Below are 22,377 nucleotides of genomic sequence, written 5' to 3' on the forward strand. Positions count from 1 at the left end.
ACACCGATGCCAAGCAGTATGCTGGCACGGGCGAGTACGGTAACTGGGAGCTGTCGGCCAACCGCGCCAACGCCGCGCGTCGTGCACTGGTGGCCGGTGGTTACCCGGACAGCCAGGTGGCGCGGGTGGTGGGTTACGCCTCGTCATCGCTGTTCGACCGCAAGGACCCGTTCAACCCGGTCAATCGCCGCATCGACATCATCGTGCTGACCAAGAAAGCCCAGCGCAACATCGAGGGTGAGCAGGGTGCGCCGCAAACACCGCCAACTGCTCCTGCAGCGCCAGCCAGTGGTGCTGCGCCAGGGGCTTCGGCGCCGGCTGCCCCAGGGGCAACTGAACAGACACCGATGCAACCGCGTGAGCTGCGCCAGAAGCTGAACATCTTTGAAGAGGGCACGCTGAAGATGGATGACGCCAAGGAGCAGTAAGCGGCCTTTTTGTGTGGGCAACTGTGCTACCCAGCACTTGAACGCTGGCGCGATCACTGCAGGAGCGGGTTTACCCGCGAAGCCTCCAGCGCGGTGAATGGCACCGGCGTTGCCGGTGTTCGCGGCTAAAGCCGCTCCTACATACGCATCGGTGATTGGGCGCAGGCCGTCGTAGGAGCGGGTTCACCCGCGAAAGGGCCGGACCTGCTGGCCAATTTCCACCCGCCGTTCACCGTTGCAGTCGCCACCGTATTCGCGGGTAAACCCGCTCCTACAAGGGATCGCGGCAACTTTCAATTCGAGCGTTTCAGTAGCTGTCTTCAGTCAGGCTGGCAATGATCGAGCGATAGCTGTTCATGCGTTGCGGCTTGATACGCCCCTCTTCCAGCGCCTTGAGCAGCGCGCAGCCCGGTTCGCGGTCATGCTTGCAGTCGCGGAAGCGGCAGGTGCCGAACAGGTCGCGGAACTCGATGAAGCCGTCTTCCACGTCGTCGCGGCTGACATGGCCAAGGCCGAACTCGCGAATGCCCGGCGAGTCGATCAGGTCGCCGCCGTTGGGGAAGTGGTACAGCCGGGCCGTGGTGGTGGTGTGGGTACCCTGGCCAGACCATTCCGACAGGTCGCCGACGCGGGTGCCGGCGTCCGGCAGCAGGCTGTTGACCAGCGACGACTTACCTACCCCTGACTGGCCGACGAACACACTGATGTGGCCGTCGAGTAGCTGCTGCAGGCGCTGCATGCCGTCGCCCTGGTGTGCCGATACTTCCAGCAGCGGGTAACCCAGTTCGCGGTAGACCTCCAGCAACGCATGCAGGCCGGGGCCGTTCTCTTCGTTGATCAGGTCGGCCTTGTTCAGCAGCAGCAGCGGCCGCAGGCCGGCGTGTTCGGCCGCTACCAGATAGCGGTCGATCAGGTTCGGGTGTGGTTCCGGCGCCGGGGCGAACACGATCACGATCAGGTCGACGTTGGCAGCTACGGGCTTGAGCTGGCCATGGTTGTTCGGCCGGCACAGCTCGGTGCTGCGCGGCATCTGCGCCACGATCACGCCAATGCCCTGATTGCCCGCACGCCATACCACGCGGTCGCCGGTGACCAGTGCTGGCAGGTTGGCACGCAAGTGACAGCGGAACACCTGGCCCGCGGTTTCGCCGTCCTGGGCTTCCACTTCTACCTGTACGCCGAAGTGTGCGATCACCAGGCCAAGCTGCTCCGGCCCCAGGTCACCACCCTCCAGTTCCTGCAGTGCATGCTGCTCGCGTTTGGCCGCGCGAGCGGCGCGCTCACCCTGGATTTTTTCGATCCGCCAGTTCTGGCGGCGATTGAGCTGGCGTTTGGCCATGAAGGTACCGTAAGAGAGGCCCGGCGTGGGCATTGAAAACGGCAGGCAGTTTAGCACGCCAGCCGTTGGACTATTCCGCCCAGGTTTATGCCGTGAATGGGCGTGCCTTGGCCACTAGGCTAATATGACCGCCTATATGAGGAGCCCCTGCATGCAAAACCCACAGAACCTGATCTGGATCGACCTGGAAATGACCGGCCTGGATCCGGACAGCGACGTTATCATCGAAATGGCCACCATCGTCACCGACAGCGAGCTGAACACCTTGGCCGAAGGGCCGGTAATCGCCATCCACCACAGTGACGAAGTGCTGGCGCGCATGGACGAGTGGAATACCCGCACCCATGGTGCTTCGGGGCTGACCCAGCGCGTGCGCGAGAGCAAGGTCAGCATGGCCGAAGCCGAGGCGCAGACCATCGCCTTCCTCGAGCAGTGGGTGCCTAAAGGCAAGTCGCCGATCTGCGGCAACAGCATCTGCCAGGATCGTCGTTTCCTCTACCGCCACATGCGCAACCTGGAAAACTACTTCCACTACCGCAACCTGGATGTCTCCACCCTCAAGGAATTGGCCGCGCGCTGGGCGCCGAACGTGCGTGACAGCTTCAAGAAGGGCAATACCCACCTGGCGCTGGACGATATCCGCGAATCGATCGCCGAACTGCGTCACTATCGCGAGCACTTCATCAAGCTGTGAGTCGAAACGGCGCAGATATTGTATCTGTGCCCCCTTTTGGTGCCTTGGGCAACTGGTTAGACTGCGCGCCTTTCCTGCACGGACCCGCGCCATGTTGTTGATGCTCTACCTCATCGCCATTACCGCCGAAGCCATGACTGGCGCGCTGTCTGCCGGGCGTCGCGGCATGGACTGGTTTGGCGTGGTACTGATCGCCTGCGTCACTGCGCTTGGGGGCGGCTCGGTGCGTGATGTGCTGCTCGGGCACTACCCGCTGACCTGGGTGAAGCACCCGGAGTACCTGGTGCTGACCAGTTTTGCGGCGCTGCTGACCATTTTCATCGCGCCAATGATGCGCCGCCTTCGCTCGCTGTTCCTGGTGCTCGATGCCCTGGGGCTGGTGGCATTTACCCTGATTGGCTGCATGACGGCGCTGGAGATGGGGCAGGGCATGCTGGTGGCGTCGATCAGCGGGGTGATCACCGGGGTGTTTGGCGGGATCCTGCGGGATATCTTCTGCAACGATATCCCGCTGGTGTTCCGCCGAGAGCTGTATGCCAGCGTGTCATTTGCGGCGGCCTGGTTCTATCTGGGTTGCGTGTATTTCAAGGTGCCGGCGGAGCAGGCGATGTTGCTGACACTGTTTGGCGGTTTCCTGGTGCGCCTGTTGGCGATTCGCTTCCACTGGGAAATGCCCAAGTTCCACTACAACGACCAGCAATAGGCTGATGCAGCCCTGTAGGAGCGGGTTTACCCGCGAAAGGGCCGGGCCTGTCGGCCAATTTCTACCAGGCGTTCAATTTTGCCACTGCCATAGCATTCGCGGGTGAACCCGCTCCTACAAAGATTGTGTGGCTAGGAAATGTCGTGTCGGGCCAGCGCCCATTCCACATGCTCGCGCACCAGATCCGATTCATCGTCGCGCCGGGCCTTCAGCGCCTCGATCACCGGAATCGTCGACGGCGCATTGCCCAAACCTACCGCCAGGTTGCGCAAAAACCGCTCGTACCCGGCCCGCCGCAACGGCCCGCCTTCGGTCTTGCGCAGGAAGGTGCGTTCATCCCACAGGAACATCGCTGCCAGATCGGTATTTTCCAGCCCGTGCCGTGGCTGGAAATCCTGCTCCTGGCTGTGCTTGGCAAAGCGGTTCCACGGGCAGACGATCTGGCAGTCGTCGCAACCGAACACCCGGTTGCCCATCTTTGCGCGCAACTCGACAGGGATCGCGCCTCTCAGCTCGATGGTCAGGTACGAGATGCAGCGCCGGGCATCCAGCACATAAGGCCCGACGAACGCCTGTGTCGGGCAGATGTCCAGGCAGGCCTGGCAACGCCCGCAGTGTTCGCTGGTGGTGGCTTCGTCCACCGGCAGCGGCAGGTCGACGAACAGTTCGGCAAGGAAGAAATAGCTACCTGCCTTGCGGTTGAGCAACAGCGTGTTCTTGCCGATCCAGCCCAGCCCGGCCTGTTCGGCCAGGGCTTTTTCCAGTACCGGGGCGCTGTCTACAAAGGCGCGGTAGCCGAACGGGCCGATGGCTTCCTGGATGCGGTCGGCAAGAAACTGAACGCGCTTGCGCACCAGCTTGTGGTAGTCCCGGCCAAGCGCATAGCGCGACACGTAGGCCTTCTCCGGCTGGGCCAGGCGCTGTGCCATCTGCGTGTCGCCGGGCAGGTAGTCCATGCGTAGCGAGACCACGCGTACCGTGCCGGGGATCAGTTGGTCCGGGTGTGACCTTTTGCTGCCGTGGGCGCCCAGGTATTCCATTTCACCCTGATAGCCGGCGTCGAGCCAACGCTGCAGGTGGTGTTCGTGTTCGCCAAGGTCGACCCCGGCGATGCCGACATGGGCAAAACCGAGTTCCTGGCCCCACATCTTGATCGATTGGGCCAGTTGGGCGAGGTCAGGTGTGGAGGCAGGCATGGATGGGCAAGGCAATACGGGCTCAGGTGCGTATAATTCTGCCAGACATTGGAGCCTTTGACCCCATGCCGCAGACCAAACACCCCAGTAATGCCCCTCAATTGCTCAGCAGCGTGACGGTTGCCCGCCTGCCGGCACGGCATGCGCATGCCCACAAGGGCGACTTTGGCCATGTACTGGTGGTCGGTGGCGACCTTGGTACCGGAGGCGCTGTATTGCTCAGCGCTGAAGCCGCCCTGCGTTGCGGCGCCGGGCTGGTCAGCGTGGCAACCCGGCCCGAGCACGTGTCGGCCAGCCTGGCGCGCCTGCCCGAGGTCATGTGCCTGGGGGCCCGTTCGGCCAACCAGCTGATGGGCGTGCTGGAGCGCGCCTCGGTGGTGGTGGTCGGGCCCGGCCTGGGGCAGGCGGCGTGGGGCCGCAGCCTGTTGTCGGCGGTGGCCAACGCCGAGCGGCCGCAAGTGTGGGATGCCGATGCCTTGAATTTGCTGGCGCGCACCCCGCTGGCCCTGCCCAGTGGCAGCATCCTTACCCCGCACCCGGGGGAGGCGGCGCGGCTGCTGGGCATTTCCACCGAGGCGGTGCAGGCCGACCGCCCTGGCGCCGCACGCAAGCTGGCGCGTCGTTATAACAGCGTCTGTGTACTCAAAGGTGCTGGCACATTGGTGGCAGCTCCGAGCGGGCAACTGGCGGTGTGCGAGCGCGGGCACCCGGCGATGGCCGGCGCCGGTCTGGGCGATGTGCTGACTGGCGTGTTGGCGGCACTGGTGGCCCAAGGCCTGGATGCCTGGGGTGCGGGCTGTCTGGGGGTATGGTTGCACGCCTGTGCCGGCGAGCGCCTTGGGATAAAAGGTAGAGGCCTGGCGGCCAGTGATCTGGCGCCGGTCATTCGTGAGTTGTTGGAGGAGCATTCTGCGTGTCTGGCTTAAATTTGTTTCTGGCCGATGAAGAGGCCACGGTCAAATTCGGTGCAGCACTGGCCGAGGTGACCGGTGGTCGCGGTGTTATTTTCCTTGAAGGCGACCTGGGTGCGGGTAAAACTACCCTGTCGCGTGGCCTGATCCGCGGTCTGGGCCATACTGGTGCTGTGAAAAGCCCGACGTTCACCGTGGTCGAACCCTATGAAATCGGCGAGGTCCGAGCCTTTCACTTCGACCTGTATCGCCTGGTCGACCCGGAGGAGCTTGAGTTCATGGGTATTCGTGACTATTTCGAAGGCGACCCGCTGTGCTTGTTCGAATGGCCACAAAAGGGTGCGGGCGTTTTGCCAAAGCCTGACCTGACCATTACCATAAGCCCCCAAGCGAGTGGACGCTCGCTGAACCTTTCGCCGCAGGGGGCTCGCGGCGAGGCCTGGTGCGTGGCACTGGCCGAACACTATAAACAGTAAGTGGGGTAGGTATGCGCATACGCGCACTGGTCGCCATCGTTGGGCTGCTGCTGACAACGGTGACCGTTGAGGCTCTGGCCGTCACTCAAGTCAAGAGCATGCGCCTGTGGCGCGCACCGGACAACACGCGGCTGGTTTTCGACCTGTCTGGCCCCGTGCAGCACAGTGTCTTCACCCTGAGCGCGCCCGATCGCCTGGTCATCGACATCAATGGCGCAACACTGGCCGCGCCACTGAATGTGGCCACCTCCAACACGCCGATAAGCAATGTGCGTTCGGCCCAGCGTACGCCAACCGACCTTCGGGTTGTGGTCGATCTGAAAAAGTCGGTAACCCCGAAAAGCTTCACCCTGGCGCCCAATGCACAGTACGGCAACCGCTTGGTGGTCGACCTTTATGACCAGGAAGCTGACGCTATCGCGGCCAGCGCGCCGCCGCCTGCACGGGCTCCGGTGCAAACGCCTGCGACCACGCCGGCGGTGCCAGTGACGCCGGCCCAGCCGGCGATCAAGCTGCCACCGGTACCCAGTGGCAAGCGTGACATCGTGGTTGCCATCGATGCCGGGCATGGCGGCGAAGACCCTGGCGCTTCCGGCTCGCGTGGCCAGCACGAAAAAGACATCGTGTTGCAGATCGCCAAAGAACTGCAGCGTCAGATCAACAGCGAAAAAGGTTTCCGCGCAGAGCTGACCCGCACCGGTGATTACTTCATCCCACTGCGCAAGCGTACCGAAATTGCCCGCAAGAAAGGCGCCGACCTGTTCATTTCGATTCACGCCGACGCGGCTCCGTCGCGTGCAGCCTTTGGCGCTTCGGTGTTCGCCCTGTCCGATCGTGGCGCCACCTCCGAGACTGCGCGCTGGCTGGCCGACACGGAAAACCGTTCCGACCTGATCGGTGGTGCGGGTAATGTCAGCCTCGACGACAAGGACCGCATGCTCGCTGGCGTGCTGCTTGATCTGTCGATGACAGCTACGCTCAGCTCCAGCCTCAACGTGGGGCAGAAGGTATTGGGCAACATGGGGCGCGTCACCTCGTTGCACAAGCAGCGCGTGGAGCAGGCCGGCTTCATGGTGCTGAAGTCACCGGATATTCCGTCGATTCTCGTTGAAACCGGGTTCATCTCGAACAACAACGAAGCAGCCAAGCTGGCCTCGCCCAGCCACCAGCAGGCACTGGCCCGCTCGATCCGCACCGGGGTGCGCCAGTACTTCCAGCAGAACCCGCCACCTGGCACCTATATCGCCTGGCTGCGTGACACCGGCAAGATTGCCGCCGGCCCGCGTGAACACACCGTGCGCCCTGGCGAAACCCTGGCGATGCTCGCCGTGCGTTACCAGGTCAGTGTGGCCAGCCTGCGCAGCACCAACAGGCTGAAGACCGATGAACTGAAGGTTGGCCAGCGCCTCGATGTGCCCGCCACAACCTTGGCCGCGCAATAATGAGTGGCGGTTCACGAATTCAGCTGCTCAGCCCGCGGCTGGCCAACCAGATTGCTGCCGGCGAGGTTGTAGAGCGGCCGGCATCCGTAGCCAAGGAACTGCTGGAAAACAGCCTGGACTCCGGTGCCCGGCGCATCGATGTCGAAGTAGAGCAGGGCGGCGTCAAGCTGCTGAAGGTGCGGGACGACGGCAGCGGCATTTCTGCCGACGACCTGCCGCTGGCGCTCGCCCGACACGCCACCAGCAAGATCCGCGAGCTGGAAGACCTTGAAGGGGTATTGAGCCTGGGCTTCCGTGGCGAGGCTTTGGCCTCGATCAGTTCGGTGGCGCGCCTGACCCTGACCTCGCGTACTGCCAGTGCCAGCGAGGCATGGCAAGTTGAAACCGAAGGCCGAGACATGACGCCGCGGGTGCAGCCGGCGGCGCACCCGGTCGGTACCTCTGTGGAAGTGCGCGACCTGTTCTTCAATACCCCGGCCCGGCGCAAGTTCCTCAAGGCCGAGAAAACCGAATTCGATCACTTGCAGGAAGTGATCCGCCGGCTGGCACTGGCCCGTTTCGATGTCGGCTTCCACCTGCGCCACAACGGCAAGAGCATCCTCAGCCTGCATGAGGCCCACGACGAAGTCGCCCGTGCGCGGCGGGTGGGTGCCATCTGTGGCCCGGGGTTCATGGAGCAGGCGCTGCCGATCGACGTCGAGCGCAACGGCCTGCGCCTTTGGGGCTGGGTCGGTTTGCCCACGTTCTCGCGCAGCCAGGCAGACCTGCAGTACTTCTTCGTCAATGGCCGGGCAGTGCGCGACAAACTGGTCGCCCATGCCGTGCGTCAGGCCTACCGGGACGTGCTGTTCAACGGCCGCCACCCCACTTTCGTGCTGTTCCTGGAGCTGGAGCCCAACGGCGTCGATGTGAACGTGCACCCTACCAAGCATGAAGTGCGATTCCGTGAAGGGCGCTCGGTGCATGACTTCCTGTATGGCACCTTGCACCGTGCCTTGGCCGACGTACGCCCGGAAGATCAGCTGGCCGCACCTGCTGCCGTGCCTGAGCTGGTGCGCCCGACTGGTCAGCAGGCCGGTGAGTTCGGGCCCCAGGGTGAAATGCGCCTGGCCTCGCCGGTGCTTGAACAGCCTCGAGCCCCACAGCAGTCATTTTCCAATGGTGGCAGTGGCGCCGGTTACCAGTATCAGTACACCCCACGCCCCTCGCAGCCGCTGCCGGCCGCAGAGGCACAGGCGGTGTATCGTGAGTTCTACAAGCCGCTGGAAACCGGTGCAGCGCCTGCGACGGCCCTGCCCGAAAGCCAGGGCGACATTCCCCCGCTAGGCTACGCGCTGGCGCAGCTCAAGGGCATCTACATCCTGGCCGAGAACGCCGTTGGCCTGGTGCTGGTGGACATGCACGCCGCCCACGAGCGGATAATGTACGAGCGCCTCAAGGTGGCCATGGCCAGCGAGGGCCTGAGCGGCCAGCCGCTGCTGGTGCCGGAAACCCTGGCCTTGAGCCAGCGTGAGGCCGACTGTGCCGAAGAGCATGCACAGTGGTTCCAGCGGCTGGGCTTCGAATTGCAGCGCCTGGGCCCCGAAACTTTGGCGATTCGCCAGATCCCGGCCTTGCTCAAGCAGGCCGAAGCCAACCGCCTGGTGCAGGACGTGCTTGCCGACCTTATGGAATACGGCACCAGTGATCGCATTCAGGCGCACCTCAACGAACTGCTCGGCACCATGGCCTGTCACGGTGCCGTACGCGCCAACCGGCGCCTGGCAATTCCCGAGATGAACGCCCTGCTGCGCGACATGGAAAACACCGAGCGCAGCGGCCAGTGCAATCATGGCCGTCCTACCTGGACCCAGATGGGCCTGGACGATCTGGACAAACTTTTCCTGCGCGGTCGATGAAATGAGCGGCAAGCCCCCTGCAATATTCCTGATGGGTCCGACGGCGGCCGGCAAGACCGACCTTGCCATCGAACTGACCACAGTGCTGCCGTGTGAGCTGATTAGCGTCGATTCGGCACTTGTCTACCGTGGCATGGATATCGGTTCGGCCAAGCCGTCGAAAGAAATACTTGCCGCCCACCCGCACCGGCTGATCGACATTCGCGACCCGGCCGAGAGCTATTCGGCCGCGCAGTTCCGTACCGACGCCCTGGAGGCCATGGCCGAGATCACCGCGCGCGGCAAGATCCCGCTGCTGGTCGGCGGCACCATGCTCTATTACAAGGCGTTGATCGATGGCTTGGCCGACATGCCAGCGGCCGATGCGGCGGTGCGCGCCGAGCTGGAGGCACAGGCTGAAGCCCTGGGCCTGGCCGAGCTGCACCGCCAGTTGGCCGAAGTTGATCCGGAGTCCGCGGCGCGTATCCACCCCAATGACCCGCAGCGGCTGATCCGGGCGTTGGAGGTATACCGGGTGAGCGGCGAGAGCATGACAGTTCATCGTCGGCGTCAATTCGCGGAAAGTCGCGGCGCAGACGCAGGCGCTGGCGGACATTTGCCCTATACTGTCGCCAGTTTGGCGATTGCTCCTACAGATCGTCACATTTTGCATCAGCGAATTGCGTTACGATTTTCGCAGATGCTGGAACAGGGCTTCGTTGACGAGGTCCGATCGCTGCGAGCCAGAAGTGACTTGCACGCCGGGCTGCCGTCTATACGGGCAGTGGGTTATCGGCAAGTGTGGGATTACCTGGATGGCAAGCTGACTGAGAATGAGATGCGTGAACGCGGTATCATTGCTACCCGGCAGCTGGCCAAGCGGCAGTTCACCTGGTTGCGTGGCTGGCCTGAAGTGCACTGGCTTGACAGCCTGGCCTGCGACAATCTGTCCCGCACCTTGAAATACCTTGGGGCCATCTCCATATTGAGCTGAGTCCCTGCTGATTGCCGTCTATTCTTGCGAAGGGGCGGCCTAATTTATCGATTTTATTGATTTTCTATTATTTATCCTTACAGGAGTGCGGCATATGTCAAAAGGGCATTCGCTACAAGACCCTTACTTGAACACCTTGAGAAAAGAAAAGGTCCCGGTATCCATTTATCTGGTCAACGGTATCAAACTGCAGGGCTCGATCGAGTCGTTCGACCAGTTCGTGGTATTGCTGAAGAACACCGTCAGCCAGATGGTCTACAAGCACGCCATCTCGACCGTAGTTCCGGCCCGTCCGGTCCGCCTGCCAAGCCCGACCGACAGCGAGCACGGCGACAGCGAGCCAGGCAACGCCTGATAGGAGCCTGCATTGTTCTTTGAGCGCCACGGTGGTGGTGAGCGGGCGTTGCTCGTTCACTTGGAAGGTCAGAACCCTGAGGCGCGCGAAGACCCGCAGGAGTTTCAGGAGTTGGCATTGTCGGCCGGGGCCGACATCGTCTCGCTGGTCACGGTGACAAGGCATCAGCCTTCCGCCAAATACCTGATTGGCAGTGGCAAGGTCGAAGAGTTGCACGACCTGGTCCATGCCGAACAGGTAGATCTGGTGATTTTCAATCACACCCTTACGCCCAGTCAGGAGCGCAACCTTGAACGTGTGTTCGAGTGTCGTGTGCTCGACCGTACCGGGCTGATCCTCGATATCTTCGCCCAGCGGGCGCGTACCCATGAAGGCAAGCTGCAGGTCGAACTGGCCCAGCTGGAGCACATGAGCACGCGGCTGGTGCGCGGCTGGACTCACCTTGAGCGACAAAAAGGTGGTATTGGCCTGCGCGGCCCGGGTGAAACCCAGCTGGAAACCGACCGCCGCCTGTTGCGGGTGCGGATACGCCAGATCAAGTCACGCCTGGAGAAAGTGCGCAGCCAGCGCGAGCAGGCGCGTCGCGGGCGCAAGCGCGCGGATATTCCGTCGGTGTCGCTGGTGGGTTATACCAACGCCGGCAAGTCCACGCTGTTCAACGCCCTGACCGAGTCCGAGGTGTATGCCGCGGACCAGCTGTTCGCCACACTCGACCCGACCCTGCGCCGGCTCGAGCTCAACGACCTGGGGCCGATCGTGCTGGCCGATACCGTAGGCTTCATTCGCCACCTGCCGCACAAGCTGGTCGAGGCATTTCGGGCTACGCTCGAAGAGTCGAGCAACTCCGACCTGTTGCTGCATGTGATCGACGCCCATGAGCCTGAGCGCATGGAGCAGATCGAGCAGGTGCTGGCGGTGTTGGGCGAGATTGGTGCCGAGGGGTTGCCGATCCTTGAGGTGTACAACAAACTCGACTTGCTCGAAGATGTCGAGCCACAGATCCAGCGCAATGCCGATGGCAAGCCGGAACGGGTCTGGGTATCGGCACGCGATGGGCGTGGCCTGGAGCTGGTTGGCCAGGCGGTTGCCGAGTTGCTGGGGGATGATCTGTTTGTCGGTACCCTGTGTCTGGAGCAGCGTTTTGCCCGCTTGCGCGCGCAATTCTTTGCCTTGGGGGCCGTGCAGAGTGAAGAGCATGATGAAGAAGGGCGCAGCCTGCTGAGCGTGCGACTGCCCATGGTCGAACTGAATCGCCTGGTCAGCCGCGAAGGCATGGAGCCGCAAGTGTTTGTCGAGCAACACACTTTGCAATAAATGCTCGTCGAGGTCGCCGGGCAGCAGTGACAGGCATTCTGTAGCATTGGACGGCGCGCCGTGGGCGCGTCTTTGCTTTATCAGATGGAGAGCGCTATGGCTTGGAACGAGCCGGGTGGCAACTCGAACAATCAGGATCCCTGGGGCGGCCGCCGTGGTGGCGGTGGCGGCGGTGGTGACAAGAAAGGTCCACCGGATCTGGACGAGGCCTTCCGCAAACTGCAGGACAGCCTGAATGGCATGTTCGGCGGCAGCAAGAAACGTGGCGGCGGTGACCGCAATGTCGGCAAGGGCGGTGGCCTGGGCCTGCTGGGCATCGGCCTGGCGGTGCTGGCTGCAATCTGGCTGTACAACGCCGTGTATGTGGTCGACGAGCAGGAGCAGGCGGTTGTGCTGCGCTTCGGCAAGTACTATGAGACGGTCGGTCCCGGCCTGAACATCTACTTCCCGCCGATTGATCGCAAGTACATGGAAAACGTCACGCGTGAGCGTGCCTACACCAAGCAGGGCCAGATGCTGACCGAAGACGAGAACATCGTCGAGGTGCCGCTGACCGTCCAGTACAAGATCAGCAACCTGCAGGACTTCGTGCTCAACGTCGACCAGCCTGAGGTGAGCTTGCAGCACGCCACCGAGAGTGCTCTGCGCCACGTGGTTGGTTCCACTTCGATGGACCAGGTGTTGACCGAGGGTCGTGAGCAGATGGCCGTGGATATCCGCGAACGCCTGCAGCGCTTCCTCGACAACTACCGCACCGGTATCACCGTTACCCAGGTCAACGTACAGAGCGCGGCAGCCCCGCGTGAAGTGCAGGAAGCCTTCGACGACGTGATCCGAGCCCGCGAAGACGAGCAGCGTGCCCGCAACCAGGCCGAGTCCTATGCCAACGGCGTGGTGCCGGAAGCCCGTGGTCAGGCGCAGCGCATCATCGAGGACGCCAATGGTTACCGCGACGAAGTCATCGCCCGCGCCAAGGGTGAGGCAGACCGCTTTACCAAGCTGCTTGTCGAGTACCGCAAGGCACCTGACGTAACCCGTGAGCGTCTGTACCTGGAGACCATGCAAGAGGTCTACAGCAACTCGAGCAAGGTCATGGTGGCAACCAAGGACGGGCAGAACAACCTGCTCTACCTGCCGCTGGACAAGATGGTCGAAGGCAGCCGCAGGCCGTCCATGCCAACCACCAGCGTGTCGCCATCGGCCAACGATGCGGCCGCCCGTGCCGCGCAGGACATGCAACAGCAACAGCAGCAACTGCGTACTAGGGAGAGCCGCTGATGAGCAATAGATCGCTGATCGCCCTGATCGCCGCCGTGGTCCTGGCCATCGTGGCCTGGAACAGCTTCTACATCGTGTCCCAGACCGAGCGTGCGGTACTGCTGCGCTTCGGTAAGGTGGTCGAGGCGGATGTTCAGCCCGGCCTGCACGTGAAGATTCCGTACGTGAACCAGGTGCGCAGGTTCGACGCCCGACTGATGACCCTCGATGCTCCTACCCAGCGGTTCCTGACCCTGGAAAAGAAAGCGGTGATGGTCGACGCCTACGCCAAGTGGCGCGTCAAGGACGCTGAACGCTTCTACACCGCCACGTCCGGCATGAAGCAGATCGCCGACGAGCGTCTGTCGCGCCGTCTGGAAAGTGGCCTGCGCGACCAGTTCGGTAAACGTACCCTGCACGAAGTGGTTTCCGGTGAACGTGACGCGCTGATGGCTGACATCACTGCATCGCTGAACCGCATGGCGAGCAAGGAGCTGGGCATCGAGGTGGTCGACGTGCGCGTCAAGGCCATCGACCTGCCGAAGGAAGTCAACCGCAGCGTGTTCGATCGCATGAGCACCGAGCGTGAGCGTGAAGCCCGCGAGCACCGTGCCAAGGGTAACGAGCTGGCCGAAGGTATCCGTGCCGATGCCGACCGTCAGCGCCGTGTGCTGCTGGCCGAGGCTTATCGCGAAGCAGAAGAAACCCGCGGTGATGGTGACGCCCAGGCGGCCGCTATCTATGCCAAGGCCTACAGCCAGGACGCTGATTTCTATGCGTTCCACCGTAGCCTGCAGGCATACCGCGAGAGCTTCTCGAGCAAGAGCGACGTGATGGTCCTGGATCCGAAGAACGAGTTCTTCCGTTACCTGGACAAGAGCAGGCCTTGATGCTCAGGCCCTGATTTTCATGCAGCGGCACCCCGCCTGGCAGCTAATGCACCAGGCGGGGTGCATCCTGAATGAAAAGGGGTGTATGATGAGGCAGCCGGGAAATTTCCCGGCTTTTTTGCGTCTGCAAGGTTGATTGGCACAGCGCCGGTCGACAGTTTGGTCAGCTCGCAAGGCAATTTGAGGGTGTCGGGTACGGTGGCTGCGCTGGGATCAGTGCTGCCCGCTGCTGTGCGCGATACCGGCTTTTCTGACGGCTTGCCTGCTGGCAAGCCGCCCGGACCAGAGGGGAAATGGCGTAATGGCAACGGTAGACCGCTGGCTGCTGCCAGATGGCATCGAGGAAGTACTGCCACCTGAGGCTGCGCGCATCGAGATCGCGCGTCGCCAGGTGTTGGACCTGTTCCAGAGTTGGGGCTACGAACTGGTCGTCACCCCGCATATCGAGTACCTGGAGTCGCTGCTTACCGGCGCCGGCCAGGACCTGGATCAGCGTACCTTCAAGGTAGTGGACCCGCAGTCCGGCCGCCTGATGGGCTTCCGCGCCGACTTCACCCCGCAGGTGGCGCGTATCGATGCGCACACACTGCGCCGTGAAGGCCCGAGCCGCCTGTGCTATGCCGGCAGCGTGCTGCACGCCCAGCCGCGTGCCCTGTCCACCTCGCGCAGCCCGATCCAGCTGGGTGCCGAGCTGTACGGCGATGCCAGCCCTACCAGTGACGTCGAGGTCATCAGCCTGATGCTCGCCACGCTGCAGCTGACCGATGTGCCGGATGTGCACATGGACCTGGGCCATGTCGGTATTTACCGCGGCCTGGCCCGTGCCGCCGGCCTGTCTGGCGCGGTCGAACAGCAGCTGTTCGACGCCATGCAGCGCAAGGCTGTCGATGAAGTGCAGGCGCTGACCGCCGACCTGCCGAAAGACCTGGGCAGCATGCTGCGCGCCCTGGTCGAACTGTGCGGTGGTCGTGAAGTACTGGCTGAAGCCCGCGTGCGCCTCGGTCGCGCCCCGGCCAGCGTACTGGCGGCGCTGGACGACCTGCTGGCGATCGCTGATCGCCTGGCGTCTCGCTACCCGGACCTGCCGCTGTACTTCGACCTCGGCGAGCTGCGTGGTTACCACTATCACACCGGCGTGGTGTTCGCCGTGTTCGTGCCGGGCGAAGGCCAATCGATCGCCCAAGGCGGGCGCTACGACGATATTGGCGCCGATTTTGGCCGGGCGCGCCCGGCCACTGGTTTCTCCACGGATTTGAAGACCCTGGTCACACTGGGGCGAGCGGAGGTCGTATTGCCAACTGGCGGCATCTGGATGCCGGACAGTGGCGACGCGGCCCTCTGGCAGCAAGTCTGCCAGTTGCGCAACGAGGGCCAGCGTGTGGTTCAGGCTCTGCCTGGCCAGCCGTTGAGTGCTGCTCTCGAGGCGGATTGTGATCGGCAATTGATTCAGCAAGACGGGCGCTGGCAGGTTCTGCCGCTGGCCCAGTGAGTTTCTGCGTCGGCAACAGGCCGGCAACCAAGTTTGCGTGAATGAGGACCAATGTAATGGGTAAGAATGTCGTCGTCCTGGGCACCCAGTGGGGTGATGAGGGCAAAGGCAAGATCGTCGATCTGCTGACCGAACATGCTGCCGCCGTAGTGCGCTACCAAGGTGGCCACAATGCGGGTCACACCCTGGTGATCAACGGTGAAAAAACCGTTCTGCACCTGATTCCGTCCGGCATCCTGCGTGAAGGCGTACAGTGCCTGATCGGTAACGGCGTGGTCGTTGCCCCGGATGCACTGATGCGTGAAATCACCAAGCTGGAAGAGAAAGGCGTGCCCGTGCGCGAGCGTCTGCGCATTTCCCCGGCTGCGCCGCTGATCCTGTCGTACCATGTGGCCCTGGACCAGGCCCGCGAAAAAGCCCGTGGCGAAGCCAAGATCGGCACCACTGGCCGTGGTATCGGCCCGGCCTATGAAGACAAGGTGGCACGTCGCGGCCTGCGCGTGGGCGACCTGTTCCACCGCGAGCGTTTCGCTGCCAAGCTGGGTGAGCTGCTGGATTACCACAACTTCCAGCTGGTGAACTACTACAAAGAGCCAGCCATCGACTTCCAGCAGACGCTGGACGAGTGCATGGCTTACGCCGAACAGCTCAAGCCGATGATGCTCGACGTCACCGCCGAGCTGCACAACCTGCGTCGCGCCGGCAAGGACATCATGTTCGAAGGCGCCCAGGGCTCGCTGCTGGACATCGACCACGGCACCTACCCGTACGTCACCAGCTCCAACACCACTGCTGGCGGTATTTCCACCGGTTCCGGCGTTGGCCCGATGTACCTGGACTACATCCTGGGTATCACCAAGGCCTACACCACTCGCGTGGGTTCCGGTCCGTTCCCGACCGAACTGTTCGACGAGACCGGCGCTACCCTGGCCAAGCGTGGTCACGAGTTCGGTTCCACCACCGGCCGTGCCCGTCGTTGCGGCTGGTTCGACGCCGTCATCCTGCGTCGCGCCATCGACGTCAACAGCATCTCGGGCATCTGCCTTACCAAGCTGGACGTACTGGACGGCCTGGAAACCATCAACATCTGCGTTGGCTACAAGAACGAGAACGGTGCCGTCATCGACGCGCCTTCCGATGCCGACAGCTACATCGGCCTGGAGCCGGTGTACGAAGAGATGCCAGGCTGGAGCGAGTCGACTCTGGGTGTGAAAACCCTGGAAGAGCTGCCGCAAGCTGCGCGTGACTACATCAAGCGCATCGAAGAGCTGGTTGGCGCGCCGATCGACATCATTTCGACCGGCCCGGACCGCAACGAGACCATCGTGCTGCGTCATCCGTTCGCCTGATCTGCCCGCCAGGCTGATCTGACGCCGTGGCCCTGAAAAGGGCTGCGGCGTTTTCATTTGTGGGCATGTCTGTGCTGGCCAATATCCACCGGCAATCCACCGTTGCCGCCGCTACCGTATTCGCGGGTAAACCCGCTCCTACGTGGGCACACAATGGTGGTGGGGCCAAGGCCGTTGTAGGAGCGGGTTTACCCGCGAATGGGCCTACACACGAAACCCCATTGCTAGACCTTGGCGCATTTCCCCGCTGCCTACGGCACAACCCTTGCTGTAAGAAGTTTCTGTAGATGCCATCAATATAGTGGCGCCAGAAAACACGAGGGTTACACCGTGTCTGCCATCCTCTCACTGTTACGAAGCCGCCTCTTGCGGCCTGTGTTTGTTGCCCTTGGTATCGCTCTTTTGGTGCAAGTGCTGGTTGCCGTTGCGCTCACCCGAAGCACAGTCACCGCCCTGGAGGCTGATCTTGGCGAGCGACTGGGTAATGACAGTCGCCAACTGGCAAGCGAACTGGAGCAAGCCGGACAAGATGTACGCTCTGGGCTCGACGGCCTGTCCAGCAGTACCCGCCAGCGCCTGAGTGCAGGGTTGTCGGAGCGCCTGCAAAGCGAACAGCAGCAACTGCGCAGCACCTTGGAAAAAAACCTCAAGGATTCCGCCAACGACATGGCTGAACTGCTGGCTTCGGTTGCGCCGCGGGCGATCTGGGACAACGACGTGCCGGTGCTCTCGGATTTCGCGCGACGCGCTCAGCGTAACCCGAACGTGTTGTTCGTGGTGTACGACGACGCTCAGGGTCAGCATCTGACTCGCTATCTCAACCGGCAAAACCCGATCAACCAGGCCTTGTTGGAAAAAGGCCAGGGCGAGCGTGCGCTGGACAAGGTGCTCGATGCCGCGCGTCGTGATCCGTCGGTGTATTTCGTCGAAGCGTCCATCAACCCCAATGGCGCCGAGATCGGCAAAGTCCTGATGGGGGTTTCTACAGCCGGCATTGACCAGGAACTCAAGGCGCTCGACCAGCGCTTCAGTGCCCTGATCGCCAGTGGCGAGCAACTGGTTGGCGATAGCCTGGGCGCGGCGGCTGCCGACAGTGGCAAGGCCCTGCGCGAGCGCCTGGAAGTCGCGCAGGCTAGCGCCACCGCGATGCAGGCCAACACTGCACAGACCGTGCGCGATGCGGCTGCCGAGCTGCGCTGGCGGATTGGTCTGGGCCTGGTGGTGGTGGGCCTGGGTGTGCTGCTGGTGGTCGCTTTAGTGTTAGGCCGCCGCGTGCTCAGCAAACTGCGCCTGCTGATCGCAGCGCTCAACGACCTTGCCGCTGGCGAAGGCGACCTGACCAAGCGCGTGACCCTCGACAGCCGCGACGAGATCGGCGACATGGCGTCGGCGGTCAATCGCTTTGTCGACAAGCTGCAGCCCATCGTCCGCGAGGCTGGCGAGGTGGCCCAGCGTACCGGCGTCGAGATCGGCACCATGGCCCAGCGCAATGCCGGTGCCGATGCCGCGGCGGCGTTGCAGCGTGACGAAGTGGCCGCCAGCCTGCGCGACCTGTCGAGCATGGCTGACGAGGCTCAGGCTGAAAGCCATGCTATGCAGGCGGCGTTGCAGCAGGTGGTGGACATTCGCCAGGCGACCGATGAGAACAGCCGTTCCTCGACGCAACTGGCGAGCCTGATCGAGAACCTTGCCGGGCAGGTCGAAACGGGCTCTCAGGTGATCGAGCGCCTGGCCAAGCAGAGCGAACAGATTGAAGTGGTGCTGACCGTCATCCATGGCATTGCCGAGCAGACCAATCTGCTGGCCCTCAACGCTGCAATCGAAGCCGCACGCGCTGGTGAGACTGGCCGCGGATTCGCTGTAGTGGCCGATGAAGTGCGGGCGCTGGCGAGCAAGACGCAAAGCTCTACCGGCGACATTCAGGCGCACATTACCGCGCTGCAAAAAGGTGCCAAGGAAGCAGTGGCCACCATCAGTCAGGCTGGGCTCAAGGCCAGTGAAGGGTTGCTGGTGCTGCGTGACAACGAGCGCCGCCAGCAGTCGGTGCAGGCGGCCGTGGAGCAGGTGCATGCGGCCATTGGCCTGGCGACCAGGGCGGCCGAGCAGCAGGCGAATGGCGCGCAGGCGGTGCGTGGGCGGGTGGAGACTATCCATGCCCAGGCTGAGCGATCAGCCGAGGTGGTGATGCAGACCACGGCCAGCAGCAAGGTGTTGGATGACTTGGCGGCGCAGCTACGGGCAAGCCTTGGCCAATTCCGCGCCTGACGCGGTCCCTGTAGGAGCGGCCTTGTGAGAGGTGTTGCTATGATGGCGGCGACAAATGGCAAAGGGAGTTGTTCATGTCCGCCCAACTGGTCGCCGCTCCGGCCGAACTGGATTTTCTTTCTAGCGATGGCATTTGCGTCACCGCACCAATGACCGCCATCCAGGCCTACTGCGCCATGACCTCGGACGTTCCGGGCTGGCTGGCCATTGCCTTTCGCCTGCGCGACTTCATCTCGCGTCGGTTCAACGTTGCTACTATCCACGGTTTTTCATCGCGCAACCCCGACCGGGTGCCGGCGGTGGGTGAGTTGCTGGATTTCTTTACCGTCGAGGCAATCAGCGACCAGCAACTGGTCCTGACCTCGCGTGACACGCACCTGGCGGTGATGGTGAGCATGGATCTGGATGAAGCAGAGCAGGGCTGGCAACGCTTGAATGTGACCACCTCGGTGCAGTGCTTCAATCGTTTCGGCCGCCTCTACATGCTGCCCGTCGGCAAGGCTCATGGGCCAATCGTCCGCCGGATGCTGCGTAACATCTGATGGCCTCACCGCCGGCAAGCCAGCTCCCACAGGTCCTGCCCAGGCCTTGAGGGCGGCGCGGTACCTGTGGGAGCTGGCTTGCCGGCGATGAAGGCGACGCGGATCAAGCTTTGTTCAGATACATCCGCGTAGTCAGCAGATAAACGGGCAACCCCGACACCACGATCAGCAGTGCCGCATAAGGCGCCGCTGCCGCGAACTCGACGTTGGCTGTGTGCGCCCACACCTCGGTGGCCAGGGTGGTCATGCCGGTCGGGCTGAGCAGCAGGGTAGCCGTCAGCTCCTTCATGGCATCCAGAAACACCAGGGCGAAGGCCGCCGCCATGGCCGGGAAGATGATCGGCAAGGTCACCCGGCAGAATGCGGCAAAGCTGCTGGCGCCCAGGGTGCGTGCGGCTTCTTCCAGCGTCGGCGAAGCCTTGTTAAGCGCGGTGCGCACCGGCGACTGGGCCAGCGGCAGGAACAGCAGCGCATAGGCCAGCAACAACAGTGCCGTGGTCTGGTACAGCGCCGGCACGTAGTGCAGGGCGAAGAACACCAGGGTCAGGGCAATCACCAGGCCGGGCAGGGCGTGCAGCAGATAGGGCAGGCGCTCGGCCCAGATCGCCAGGCGGCCTTTGTAGCGCACCACTAAAAAGCTGATAGGCAGAGCCAGCAGCACACAGAAGCCAGCACCGCCCAGCGACACCGACAGCGAGGTGAACAACGCCTTCGAGATGGCCGCCACCGGAAATGCCGCCGACGAACCTACGCTCAGCCAGTAACCGAGCATCGCCAGCGGAATGCCGCTGCCCAGCACCGCCAGGCCCACGCAGAACAGTTGCGCCAGCACCGCCCAGCCGCGCAGCCGCACCGGTTGCGCACGCCGCGCTACGCCCTGGCCAATACGTACATGGCGGGCTTTGCCGCGCACCCGCAGTTCCAGCCACAGCATTGCCAGGCACATCGCCAACAGCACGGCAGACAGCATGGCCGCGTTGGCGTTGCTGAACTCCAGCTCGAACTGCTGGTAGATCGCCGTGGTAAAGGTTTGCAGGCCGAGGATCGACAATGCGCCAAACTCTACCAGCATATGCAGGGCAATCAGTAGCGCACCGCCGAGCATCGACGGCCACAGCAGCGGCAGGGTGACTTTGCTGAACACCCCCCAGCGGCTGCAACCCAGGGTGCGTGCCGACTCCTCCAGCGACGTGTCGAGGTTGCGCAGGGTCGCGGCAACGGGCAGGAACACCAGCGGGTACTTGGACAGGGCCATGACCATGATCGCGCCGCCCAGGCCTTCAAAGTCCGAACTTAGCGACACCCAGGTGAAGCTGCTGACGAACGACGGCACGGCGAATGGCAGGCACAGCACCACGCCCCACAACCGGCGGCCGGCCAGGTTGCTGCGCTCCAGCAGCCAGGCCAGTGCCAGGCCGACCACCATGCAGGTCAGCGTCACCCCGACCATCAGCATCAGGGTGTTGCGCATCAGCCCCCAGACAAAGGGCCGCCACAACAGGTGCAAAGCTTCGCGCCAGCCGGCCTCCCAGGCTTTGATGGCAACATAAGCCAGTGGCAGCAAGCTCATTGCCACAAGGAACAGCACAGGCAGCACTACCCAGATGGAAGGGCGCTTGCGCCGCGGTACGAAGCGTACCGGCACCGGTTCGGACAGGGCGGCAGTCATCAGAGCAGGCCGACCTCACGCTCAAGTTCGATGGCTTCCTCGGCATTGCCCAGGTCAGCTGGCGAGATCTTCGGCGGGCGCAGTTCGTCGAACGGCTTCAGGCCGCGGTCAGAAACCATACCCTTGTGCAGCGGGTACTCGGCGGTGGTCTGGGTGATCACGCGCTGGCCTTCTTCGCTGGCCATCCAGTTGAGCAGGGCCTGGGCTTCTTTCGGGTGTTTGCTGGCCTTGACCACGCCGGCGCCGGAGATAGTGACCAGGTTGCCAGCATCGCCGTCGGCCAGGTAATAGAGCTTGGTGTCCAGCTTGCCGCGTTCGCGTTCGAGCGCGTACCAGTAGTAGTTGTTAACCAGTACCGCAGCCACTTCACCTTTTTCCACGGCTTTGAGGGCGACCATGTTGTTGGTATAGGTCTTGCCGAAGGCTTTCAGGCCGGTCAACCATTCTTCGGTGGCTTCGCGCCCGTGCATCTTCAGAATGGCCACGGCCTGCTCCTGGAACGCACCGCTGGTGGGTACGTAGCCGACGCGGCCTTCCCACTCAGGGTTGGCGAAGTCCATCACCGTGGTCGGCAGGTCTTTCTCGTCGACTTTCTTCGGGTTGTACACCACGATGCGCGTACGGGCGGTGATACCCATCCAGGTGCCGTTGGCGCCAACGTACTCCTTGGGCATCATGTTCAACGTAGCGTCGTCAATCTTGGCCAGCAGGCCCAGTTCGCCCAGGTTGTTCAGAGGCGGGGACTCTTCGGTGTAGATGATGTCGGCCGGCGAGCGGTCGCCTTCCTCGATGATCTGGCTGGCCAGCTGGTTGCTGCTGCCTTTACGGATGTCGATGTGAATGCCGGTCTTGGCCTCATAGGCCTTGGCAATGGCTTCGCCGATTTCCTTGTGCTGACCGTTGTACATGGTCAGCGTGACCGGTGCGTCTGCCATGGCGGCCGGAGCGCCGATGACCAGGCTCAGCACTGCGGCGGCCAAGGTACGCATCAGCGGTTGCGGGCGGATCGTCATGCGGGTACTTCCTCGCTTACGGCTACATATTTGGAAACAATGGTAAACGAAATTCTTTCTCAAGTGGCCGGGTGACGAGAAATTCATGGTCAGACCATGGTGCAAGGGGTTGGGGTGTGTTGCCTGTAGGGGGGGCTATTCGCGGGTGAGCCCGCTCTTACAACGTGCGCGTAT

The 22,377-nt window shown here is 62.9% G+C and carries 20 protein-coding genes; 16 read left to right on the forward strand and 4 right to left on the reverse strand.

Going from position 1 to position 22,377, the window contains the following annotated elements; all coding sequences use genetic code 11:
* On the forward strand, positions 1 to 428 hold a 428-nt coding region (locus J3A98_RS00005; RefSeq protein WP_245356163.1), incomplete at its 5' end, for an OmpA family protein.
* 307 nt (positions 429 to 735) lie between these two features.
* On the opposite strand, the gene rsgA is transcribed toward J3A98_RS00005, so the two are convergent.
* Positions 736 to 1,767 (reverse strand): small ribosomal subunit biogenesis GTPase RsgA, encoded by a 1,032-nt coding sequence (gene rsgA / locus J3A98_RS00010; protein WP_209963117.1) that lies wholly within the window; start codon positions 1,765 to 1,767, stop codon positions 736 to 738.
* 151 nt (positions 1,768 to 1,918) lie between these two features.
* On the opposite strand from rsgA, the gene orn reads away from it, so the two are divergent.
* Both orn and J3A98_RS00020 read left to right on the forward strand, forming a co-directional pair.
* Positions 1,919 to 2,461 (forward strand): oligoribonuclease, encoded by a 543-nt coding sequence (gene orn, locus J3A98_RS00015; RefSeq protein WP_176683140.1) that lies wholly within the window; start codon positions 1,919 to 1,921, stop codon positions 2,459 to 2,461.
* A gap of 91 nt (positions 2,462 to 2,552) precedes the next feature.
* Complete coding sequence (locus J3A98_RS00020) at positions 2,553 to 3,164, forward strand: trimeric intracellular cation channel family protein (RefSeq protein WP_003249516.1); 612 nt, start codon at positions 2,553 to 2,555, stop codon at positions 3,162 to 3,164.
* Between the two features lie 131 nt (positions 3,165 to 3,295).
* Here the strand turns inward: J3A98_RS00020 and queG are convergent, their stop codons facing one another.
* Positions 3,296 to 4,360: a tRNA epoxyqueuosine(34) reductase QueG gene (queG, locus tag J3A98_RS00025; protein WP_209963120.1), complete on the reverse strand. Its 1,065-nt coding sequence runs from the start codon at positions 4,358 to 4,360 to the stop codon at positions 3,296 to 3,298.
* A gap of 65 nt (positions 4,361 to 4,425) precedes the next feature.
* Between queG and J3A98_RS00030 the strand changes: the two genes are divergently transcribed.
* The 13 genes from J3A98_RS00030 to J3A98_RS00090 all read left to right on the forward strand — a co-directional run bounded on the left by J3A98_RS00030 (position 4,426) and on the right by J3A98_RS00090 (position 19,521).
* Complete coding sequence (locus tag J3A98_RS00030; protein WP_209963124.1) at positions 4,426 to 5,286, forward strand: NAD(P)H-hydrate dehydratase; 861 nt, start codon at positions 4,426 to 4,428, stop codon at positions 5,284 to 5,286.
* The gene (tsaE, locus tag J3A98_RS00035; protein ID WP_003249523.1) at positions 5,274 to 5,747 is read left to right on the forward strand and encodes a tRNA (adenosine(37)-N6)-threonylcarbamoyltransferase complex ATPase subunit type 1 TsaE; all 474 of its coding nucleotides are present in this window, start codon (positions 5,274 to 5,276) and stop codon (positions 5,745 to 5,747) included. The genes J3A98_RS00030 and tsaE overlap by 13 nt, the downstream gene beginning before the upstream one ends.
* Before the next feature lie 11 nt (positions 5,748 to 5,758).
* The gene (locus tag J3A98_RS00040) at positions 5,759 to 7,189 is read left to right on the forward strand and encodes an N-acetylmuramoyl-L-alanine amidase (RefSeq protein ID WP_176683143.1); all 1,431 of its coding nucleotides are present in this window, start codon (positions 5,759 to 5,761) and stop codon (positions 7,187 to 7,189) included.
* On the forward strand, positions 7,189 to 9,087 hold the full coding sequence (mutL, locus tag J3A98_RS00045; protein ID WP_084851629.1) for a DNA mismatch repair endonuclease MutL: 1,899 nt from the start codon (positions 7,189 to 7,191) through the stop codon (positions 9,085 to 9,087). Before J3A98_RS00040 ends, mutL begins: the two co-directional genes overlap by 1 nt.
* A gap of 1 nt (position 9,088) precedes the next feature.
* Positions 9,089 to 10,060, forward strand: coding sequence for a tRNA (adenosine(37)-N6)-dimethylallyltransferase MiaA (gene miaA / locus J3A98_RS00050; RefSeq protein ID WP_176683144.1), 972 nt, complete (start codon positions 9,089 to 9,091; stop codon positions 10,058 to 10,060).
* Between the two features lie 94 nt (positions 10,061 to 10,154).
* On the forward strand, positions 10,155 to 10,415 hold the full coding sequence (hfq, locus tag J3A98_RS00055) for an RNA chaperone Hfq (protein WP_003249532.1): 261 nt from the start codon (positions 10,155 to 10,157) through the stop codon (positions 10,413 to 10,415).
* 12 nt (positions 10,416 to 10,427) lie between these two features.
* The gene (gene hflX, locus J3A98_RS00060; RefSeq protein ID WP_012274456.1) at positions 10,428 to 11,729 is read left to right on the forward strand and encodes a ribosome rescue GTPase HflX; all 1,302 of its coding nucleotides are present in this window, start codon (positions 10,428 to 10,430) and stop codon (positions 11,727 to 11,729) included.
* Positions 11,730 to 11,825: 96 nt separating this feature from the next.
* Positions 11,826 to 13,007 (forward strand): FtsH protease activity modulator HflK, encoded by a 1,182-nt coding sequence (hflK, locus tag J3A98_RS00065; protein WP_176683145.1) that lies wholly within the window; start codon positions 11,826 to 11,828, stop codon positions 13,005 to 13,007.
* Entirely contained in the window at positions 13,007 to 13,876 is an 870-nt protein-coding gene (hflC, locus tag J3A98_RS00070) for a protease modulator HflC (RefSeq protein ID WP_014592592.1), read from the forward strand. Before hflK ends, hflC begins: the two co-directional genes overlap by 1 nt.
* 301 nt (positions 13,877 to 14,177) lie before the next feature.
* Entirely contained in the window at positions 14,178 to 15,365 is a 1,188-nt protein-coding gene (locus J3A98_RS00075; RefSeq protein WP_176683146.1) for an ATP phosphoribosyltransferase regulatory subunit, read from the forward strand.
* Positions 15,366 to 15,421: 56 nt separating this feature from the next.
* Positions 15,422 to 16,714, forward strand: coding sequence for an adenylosuccinate synthase (locus J3A98_RS00080; RefSeq protein ID WP_003249542.1), 1,293 nt, complete (start codon positions 15,422 to 15,424; stop codon positions 16,712 to 16,714).
* A 330-nt stretch (positions 16,715 to 17,044) separates the two neighbouring features.
* Positions 17,045 to 18,979, forward strand: a complete 1,935-nt coding sequence (locus J3A98_RS00085) for a methyl-accepting chemotaxis protein (protein WP_209963128.1) — start codon at positions 17,045 to 17,047, stop codon at positions 18,977 to 18,979.
* A gap of 74 nt (positions 18,980 to 19,053) precedes the next feature.
* Complete coding sequence (locus J3A98_RS00090; protein ID WP_209963131.1) at positions 19,054 to 19,521, forward strand: DUF2867 domain-containing protein; 468 nt, start codon at positions 19,054 to 19,056, stop codon at positions 19,519 to 19,521.
* A 103-nt stretch (positions 19,522 to 19,624) separates the two neighbouring features.
* On the opposite strand, the gene J3A98_RS00095 is transcribed toward J3A98_RS00090, so the two are convergent.
* Positions 19,625 to 21,190, reverse strand: coding sequence for an iron ABC transporter permease (locus J3A98_RS00095; protein WP_003249548.1), 1,566 nt, complete (start codon positions 21,188 to 21,190; stop codon positions 19,625 to 19,627).
* Entirely contained in the window at positions 21,190 to 22,203 is a 1,014-nt protein-coding gene (locus J3A98_RS00100; RefSeq protein WP_003249550.1) for an extracellular solute-binding protein, read from the reverse strand. The genes J3A98_RS00095 and J3A98_RS00100 overlap by 1 nt, the downstream gene beginning before the upstream one ends.
* Positions 22,204 to 22,377: the final 174 nt, after the last annotated feature.

Source organism: Pseudomonas sp. BP6, assembly GCF_017875935.1.
GTDB lineage: Bacteria > Pseudomonadota > Gammaproteobacteria > Pseudomonadales > Pseudomonadaceae > Aquipseudomonas > Aquipseudomonas putida_Y.

Coding starts and splice junctions, on each gene's coding strand:
- rsgA (WP_209963117.1), bottom strand. CDS start 1,767: ATGGCCAAACGCCAGCTCAATCGCCGCCAGAACTGGCGGATCGAAAAA.
- orn (WP_176683140.1), top strand. CDS start 1,919: ATGCAAAACCCACAGAACCTGATCTGGATCGACCTGGAAATGACCGGC.
- J3A98_RS00020 (WP_003249516.1), top strand. CDS start 2,553: ATGTTGTTGATGCTCTACCTCATCGCCATTACCGCCGAAGCCATGACT.
- queG (WP_209963120.1), bottom strand. CDS start 4,360: ATGCCTGCCTCCACACCTGACCTCGCCCAACTGGCCCAATCGATCAAG.
- J3A98_RS00030 (WP_209963124.1), top strand. CDS start 4,426: ATGCCGCAGACCAAACACCCCAGTAATGCCCCTCAATTGCTCAGCAGC.
- J3A98_RS00040 (WP_176683143.1), top strand. CDS start 5,759: ATGCGCATACGCGCACTGGTCGCCATCGTTGGGCTGCTGCTGACAACG.
- mutL (WP_084851629.1), top strand. CDS start 7,189: ATGAGTGGCGGTTCACGAATTCAGCTGCTCAGCCCGCGGCTGGCCAAC.
- miaA (WP_176683144.1), top strand. CDS start 9,089: ATGAGCGGCAAGCCCCCTGCAATATTCCTGATGGGTCCGACGGCGGCC.
- hfq (WP_003249532.1), top strand. CDS start 10,155: ATGTCAAAAGGGCATTCGCTACAAGACCCTTACTTGAACACCTTGAGA.
- hflK (WP_176683145.1), top strand. CDS start 11,826: ATGGCTTGGAACGAGCCGGGTGGCAACTCGAACAATCAGGATCCCTGG.
- hflC (WP_014592592.1), top strand. CDS start 13,007: ATGAGCAATAGATCGCTGATCGCCCTGATCGCCGCCGTGGTCCTGGCC.
- J3A98_RS00075 (WP_176683146.1), top strand. CDS start 14,178: ATGGCAACGGTAGACCGCTGGCTGCTGCCAGATGGCATCGAGGAAGTA.
- J3A98_RS00080 (WP_003249542.1), top strand. CDS start 15,422: ATGGGTAAGAATGTCGTCGTCCTGGGCACCCAGTGGGGTGATGAGGGC.
- J3A98_RS00090 (WP_209963131.1), top strand. CDS start 19,054: ATGTCCGCCCAACTGGTCGCCGCTCCGGCCGAACTGGATTTTCTTTCT.
- J3A98_RS00095 (WP_003249548.1), bottom strand. CDS start 21,190: ATGACTGCCGCCCTGTCCGAACCGGTGCCGGTACGCTTCGTACCGCGG.
- J3A98_RS00100 (WP_003249550.1), bottom strand. CDS start 22,203: ATGACGATCCGCCCGCAACCGCTGATGCGTACCTTGGCCGCCGCAGTG.